Source organism: Methanoregula sp. (assembly GCF_049690535.1).
In the GTDB taxonomy this organism is placed as follows: Archaea; Halobacteriota; Methanomicrobia; order Methanomicrobiales; family Methanospirillaceae; genus Methanoregula.
In genome coordinates this window covers 1-2,874 of record NZ_JBAVMX010000097.1, presented here as the reverse complement: position 1 = coordinate 2,874, position 2,874 = coordinate 1, and the positions used below count along the sequence as shown (strand labels likewise).

Genomic DNA, 2,874 nt, shown 5'->3' with positions numbered 1-2,874 from the left:
CTGTGATCGTGCGGACATGGGGCTGGAGTGCAAGGGTGAGAAGGCCCGTCCCGCACCCGAAGTCCAGCACATCCATCGCCGGTCCCGGCTGTGTCGTCCCGATGATTGCCTGCGCCACATCGTGCGCCAGTTTTACCCGGCCCGGGTTCTCGTCCCAGGTCGCCGCTGCTGCGTCAAAATCGCGTTTTTCACCGGACATACGTATCCGGATGGTGGGAAGGGCGAGCAGAAATAATTCACGGATGTGAACGTGGGTCCCGGTCCAACCCCGATCGCGTGAGCACTGGTCACACAGCGCCGGCGCAAAGGTCCTGCGGCCAGTAACCCGGCAGTTATGCCACAATCCTGTACACTATAAACCGGCCCGTCCGAATATTCCTTAATTCACCAGATACCATGTCCCAGGTCCTTACCGTAATTGCTTTGTTTGCTTTTGTGATTGCAGTTGTTCTTCTGTTGCTGTACTTCCGGACAGAAGCACGGGAACGTGCAGAGACCCACGATCGCCGTCCGATTCCCGGGAAATATTTTATTTTGATCCTCATCTCCTGCACCTTGTCCGGGATGGTTATCACAGAATGGAAAGGTGTCTGCAATCTCTCACCATGGGGTTTTGTTACCGGCATCATCCTTGGTTCGGCAGCAGAGCTCTACGCATACCTGCACCGGAAACGATGCGGAAGTGACGCATAACGCACCGGGTGAGTCCCGGCACAGCCAAAAGGTACGATCACAAAAAAAATCTGTTAGTCCCGGTCGCAGAAGCGCCCGATGGCGAGATTGTTCTTGTCAAAGATCTCGCAGGCCGGGCAGTAGCAGTTGACCTCTTTTACTGACGGGGCACATGATTTCCCGCGTGCGCAGAAGAGGGCACCGGGCTCGGATTTCCCAAGGGAGTTGTGCTTGTAGGTCGGGCATGACCCGCAGTACTTCATGCAGATCTGCCGGTTCGCTTCCGTATCCTCGACTTTTATTTCACCGGATTTCATAAGGAAGGGATCGTAGGATAAGAATAATAGGTTTCCTGTGGATTTTCCCCTTCCTTCCGGGTGGGCGGCAGGGGTCCGGTCGGGGTGTAGAATTCACCCGGATTTTTGCCCGCATGTAAACTCCCTCAAACCTCGCCATTACTCCCCCTCTATAGTTTTACAGAATCAGGCATTAAAAAAAAACTGTCTTTTGGTTTTTCGCACCGGGTGACATTTTGTCAGGGTCAATGGGTTTTTTATCTTTGAGGTTCAGGTATCATTCACCGGATCCAGACATTGTTCGGATGGAGTCGACCGGGACAGAGGGGAAAAATGGTTGAAAATCTGCGTATTGAACAGGATCTCATAGAGGACCTGCTGGTTCGTCTCTCAAAACAAGGGAAAAAAGGCAGGGAGGCCGCACTGGAAGCCCTGGCAGTGAGTACAGAAGACGACGACTGGAGGCCGGACGAGCTCATAAAGCAGGGCGGGATAAAGATCATCATGAACCTGCTCAAGGAAAAAAACCTGCACATCGTCCTTTCAGCCCTGGAAATTATCATCGCTGTTGCGGCATCCGGGGAGGCAGAACCGCTTATCGATGAAGGAGTGATTGCATGCCTCGATACGATGCAGGATAACAAAAACCCCGCGATCCAGGAAAAGGTCCGGGAAGCGCTTGCACTCCTCCAGCCCGAAGTAGAGGATGTCGTCACTGCAAAACCACAGGACGACTATTAGGAAAAAAGTTAATCTACCTTCTCACGCAGTAGTACCCGCCGCGGAGATGGTACTTCATGAAGAGCGGGCAGGCCGGGCAGAAGCAGCCGATCTCTTTCATGTCCGGGGCATTGGAACTCCCACAGCCACAGAAGAGCTCGGTCGGCTGGTGTTTTTCGAGCGAATGACGCTTGTAGTTCTGGCAGATGGTGCAGTATTTCCTGCAGATCTGACGGTTCTCTTCGGTGTTTTCTACAACAGGAGGTTTGCCGGATTCAAACATGCGAAACAGAGTTTGGTGATCATAAATATTAGCACTTTTGTTTTTTTCAATGGTACAAGGGAGAGGCCGGGGCTTTTTGTCCCCGTTACGCCCGGCCCCGCTATTCCCGGCAGAGGGAGCAGAACCGTTTTACCACGAGATCGTTTCTTACCTCTGGGTGGAACATGACCCCATAGAGCGGCCGGTCCGGGTGGCAGACAGCCTGCACGCACCGGTCCGAGACTGCTGTTACTTCCCAGCCGGCCGGCGGGTCGCAGGCAAAGGAGTGCAGTTCATACGCCTCAAAGGGCGGCCGGTCAGGAAAAAGCGGGTTTGGCCGGGTGATCCGGATTGTGGTCATCCCGATCTCGGAGGCCGGTCGGAGAGTGCCCCCGAACACGAGGCAGAGGGCCTGCATCCCGGCGCAGATCCCAAGGACCGGGACACGGGTGTCTTTGAGCCACGAAAACTCCTGCACCTTTCCGGCAAAAAGGTTGTCCTGTAACGCGGTCCCGCAGAGGATGATCCCATCGGCACCCCGGATCTGTTCTTCGGATATACCGGAAAAATGCGCCTCCCGCCATGCAAGCCCGGCCCGGGAGACGATCCGGGCCACCGGGTCCACAAACTCATTCCGGGAAAGGGTTCCTGCCTTCCACGAGAGATCCACAAGAAGGATCATTTCGCCTCCAGCACGGCGCGCCGGACGTGCAGGATGCCACGGAAATTCGCGTACTCTTTTTCCGACTCAAGGATCACGATCCGCCGGGAAAAGACGGGAGCGTCGAGCACAAGCGTCTCGTACTCGCCGCCTTCACCGGTGAGGGTGATGCGGTCCGACCGCACATACTGCTGTAAATCGTTTATGGCATCCCGGTCGATTGCCCTTCCCAGCCAGTCCGCAGAAAACGGTGCGGCAAAGAC

Annotated in this window: 5 protein-coding genes and 2 pseudogenes; 2 read left to right on the top strand and 5 right to left on the bottom strand. The window is 55.2% G+C overall.

Features of this window, described 5'->3' with window-relative positions; genetic code table 11:
- A pseudogene (locus WCE46_RS07185) lies at positions 1–199 on the bottom strand (SAM-dependent methyltransferase); the annotation flags it as partial.
- A 197-nt stretch (positions 200–396) separates the two neighbouring features.
- Here WCE46_RS07185 and WCE46_RS07180 point away from each other — a divergent pair.
- Positions 397–693 carry a hypothetical protein gene (locus WCE46_RS07180; RefSeq protein WP_424733020.1) on the top strand — a complete coding sequence of 99 codons (297 nt, stop codon included), beginning with the start codon at positions 397–399 and terminating at the stop codon, positions 691–693.
- A 53-nt stretch (positions 694–746) separates the two neighbouring features.
- Here the strand turns inward: WCE46_RS07180 and WCE46_RS07175 are convergent, their stop codons facing one another.
- Positions 747–989, bottom strand: coding sequence for a DUF2769 domain-containing protein (locus WCE46_RS07175; RefSeq protein ID WP_424733019.1), 243 nt, complete (start codon positions 987–989; stop codon positions 747–749).
- A 312-nt stretch (positions 990–1,301) separates the two neighbouring features.
- Between WCE46_RS07175 and WCE46_RS07170 the strand changes: the two genes are divergently transcribed.
- Positions 1,302–1,709 carry a hypothetical protein gene (locus WCE46_RS07170; RefSeq protein WP_424733018.1) on the top strand — a complete coding sequence of 136 codons (408 nt, stop codon included), beginning with the start codon at positions 1,302–1,304 and terminating at the stop codon, positions 1,707–1,709.
- Positions 1,710–1,722: 13 nt separating this feature from the next.
- Here WCE46_RS07170 and WCE46_RS07165 read toward each other — a convergent pair whose 3' ends face one another.
- The 3 genes and pseudogenes from WCE46_RS07165 to WCE46_RS07155 all read right to left on the bottom strand — a co-directional run.
- Positions 1,723–1,971 carry a DUF2769 domain-containing protein gene (locus WCE46_RS07165; protein ID WP_424733017.1) on the bottom strand — a complete coding sequence of 83 codons (249 nt, stop codon included), beginning with the start codon at positions 1,969–1,971 and terminating at the stop codon, positions 1,723–1,725.
- Positions 1,972–2,071: 100 nt separating this feature from the next.
- Positions 2,072–2,632 (bottom strand): glutamine amidotransferase-related protein, encoded by a 561-nt coding sequence (locus tag WCE46_RS07160; protein WP_424733016.1) that lies wholly within the window; start codon positions 2,630–2,632, stop codon positions 2,072–2,074.
- A pseudogene (locus WCE46_RS07155) lies at positions 2,629–2,874 on the bottom strand (TIGR00289 family protein); the annotation flags it as partial. The gene WCE46_RS07160 and the pseudogene WCE46_RS07155, both read right to left, overlap by 4 nt.

Excerpts from the sequence above, each read along its gene's own strand:
- WCE46_RS07180 (WP_424733020.1), top strand. The coding sequence starts at position 397 with ATGTCCCAGGTCCTTACCGTAATTGCTTTGTTTGCTTTTGTGATTGCA.
- WCE46_RS07175 (WP_424733019.1), bottom strand. The coding sequence starts at position 989 with ATGAAATCCGGTGAAATAAAAGTCGAGGATACGGAAGCGAACCGGCAG.
- WCE46_RS07170 (WP_424733018.1), top strand. The coding sequence starts at position 1,302 with ATGGTTGAAAATCTGCGTATTGAACAGGATCTCATAGAGGACCTGCTG.
- WCE46_RS07165 (WP_424733017.1), bottom strand. The coding sequence starts at position 1,971 with ATGTTTGAATCCGGCAAACCTCCTGTTGTAGAAAACACCGAAGAGAAC.
- WCE46_RS07160 (WP_424733016.1), bottom strand. The coding sequence starts at position 2,632 with ATGATCCTTCTTGTGGATCTCTCGTGGAAGGCAGGAACCCTTTCCCGG.